The organism is Schinkia azotoformans LMG 9581 (assembly GCF_000307855.1).
GTDB classification, from domain to species: Bacteria; Bacillota; Bacilli; order Bacillales; family Bacillaceae_J; genus Schinkia; species Schinkia azotoformans.
Genome location: NZ_AJLR01000053.1, coordinates 1 through 2,085 on the forward strand (window position 1 = coordinate 1; position 2,085 = coordinate 2,085).

The following is a 2,085-nucleotide window of genomic DNA, read 5'->3' on the forward strand; positions in this document are numbered from 1 at the left end:
GCAACTCCGACAACAGACTTGGCTGGATCGTCACCTGTCCCGTTAGCACCGATGATCCCAGCAACATGCATGCCGTGTTGTTCGTCAACCGTATCATCTGTAATGGTGTCGTTATTATCAGCGTAATTAAACCCATATGGCACTTTTGAAGTAAAATAGCGGCCATGCTTGGCGGTATCAGTGAATTTTTCAACATCAGATTTGGTTAGTTTGACGTCTTTATCATCGCTTAGCCGCATGTCTTTATGTGTTGGATCAATGCCACTGTCAATAACCGAGACAACTGTGCCTTCACCTTTATATTTGTAATTGGACCATACGGCTTGCACATTCGCCATCGAGTTTGCCTTAGCATCAGTCGGATAATAAACTTTCGCCAATGTGACTGTTTTAACTCCGGCAATTTGTTTCAGTTTAGGGATATCAACAACCCTAACTTTAGTTGAAAAGCCGTTAACGACATAGCCATAACTTTCACCGGCAGTTTGTTGGGTGACTTGTTCAACAGCTGCTTTAACGCTTGCCTGAGCCGCGATCACTTTATTGGTCTCCTGCTGAATCTCCGCCGTGCTGGAGTAATCAGTTCTTAAAGTGCCGTTTTCAGAGGCAGGCGCTGCGCTCATTTGAACAATGACGTCAACATAAATATCTTGCTGCTGAACTTTATTCAGCTTATTGTAATCAATACCTTTAGCCGCCAACTGTGTAGCAATCGCTTGATTCGTTGTCGCTGCGGTTGTGTCAGTGGCCGCTTGCTTAGCAGTCGCAGCCGTCACCGTATTTGCGAGTGATGATCCCTTAGTTTGCTGCGAGATAGCCGCCTTTGCTTGGATTTCGCCGACTGGCAAGACAGCCAGCGCCCCTAAAGCGACTGTACCGGCTAACAAGATCGATAGCCCTTTCTTTTTCCTTTGCATCCAATATCCTCCACTTTCCAAAAGTTTCATAACCAAATCAAACCCTACGCTTGATGTAGTTAAGATTAGATTATATTATATAATATTATATACTATTATATTATATACTATTGAAGAACAAATTCAACGAAAATTTTAATCTTCTATTAATTTTTTTATCTGTAAATTAACTTTTAGCGTTATTATTTAGCCGTTTACAGACTATAGATGTTTTGAAATTTTTAGCATTATTAGAAAATGAGTATTTGAATTGAAATTCTCAATTGCCATCGCTAGAATAAATACACAACGTTTACTGTAAGCATTTCAGAGGAGACCGAATCGATGAAGAAAAAAATGCGCCTTAAAGTATTATTGGCAAGTACCGCAACTGCTTTACTGCTGCTAAGCGGTTGTCAGTCAAATCAGACCGACCAAACAGTTGCGACCTATTCAGGTGGCAAGGTGACTGAAAGTAGCTTCTACAAGGAACTCAAACAGTCACCAACGACAAAGACCATGCTTGCTAACATGCTCATTTATCGTGCATTGAATCATGCCTATGGAAAATCGGTTAGCACTAAAACAGTTAATGATGCCTATGATAGCTACAAACAACAATACGGCGAAAATTTCGATGCTTTCTTAAGTCAAAACGGTTTCAGTCGCAGTAGCTTCAAGGAAAGCCTACGAACCAACTTTTTAAGTGAAGTTGCACTGAAAAAGTTAAAAAAGGTTTCTGAAAGCCAGCTCAAGGCCGCTTGGAAGACCTATCAGCCCAAAGTGACTGTCCAACATATTCTAACTAGCGACGAGGACACTGCTATGCAAGTTATCAGTGATTTAGCAGCTGGCAAGGATTTTGCCACGCTTGCGAAAACTGATTCCATTGATACTGCGACTAAAGATAACGGCGGGAAGATTAGTTTTGAATTAAACAATAAAACGCTCGATGCCACATTTAAGGATGCTGCCTACAAATTAAAAAATGGTGACTACACGCAGACCCCAGTCAAAGTGACAGACGGGTATGAAGTTATTAAAATGATTAACCATCCCGCCAAAGGCACCTTTACTAGCAGTAAAAAGGCGCTAACTGCCAGCGTTTACGCTAAATGGTCTCGCGATTCAAGCATCATGCAACGCGTTATCAGTCAGGTATTGAAGAACCAGCATGTGACGATTAAAG

The 2,085-nt window shown here is 41.4% G+C and carries 2 protein-coding genes; one reads left to right on the top strand and one right to left on the bottom strand.

The features are described from left to right. Window positions 1-917, bottom strand: a 917-nt coding sequence (locus BAZO_RS10040; RefSeq protein WP_003331347.1) for a S8 family serine peptidase, incomplete at its 3' end; no start/stop codon positions are given. A 324-nt stretch (window positions 918-1,241) separates the two neighbouring features. On the opposite strand from BAZO_RS10040, the gene BAZO_RS10045 reads away from it, so the two are divergent. Next, on the top strand, window positions 1,242-2,085 hold an 844-nt coding region (locus tag BAZO_RS10045), incomplete at its 3' end, for a peptidylprolyl isomerase PrsA (RefSeq protein ID WP_003331348.1).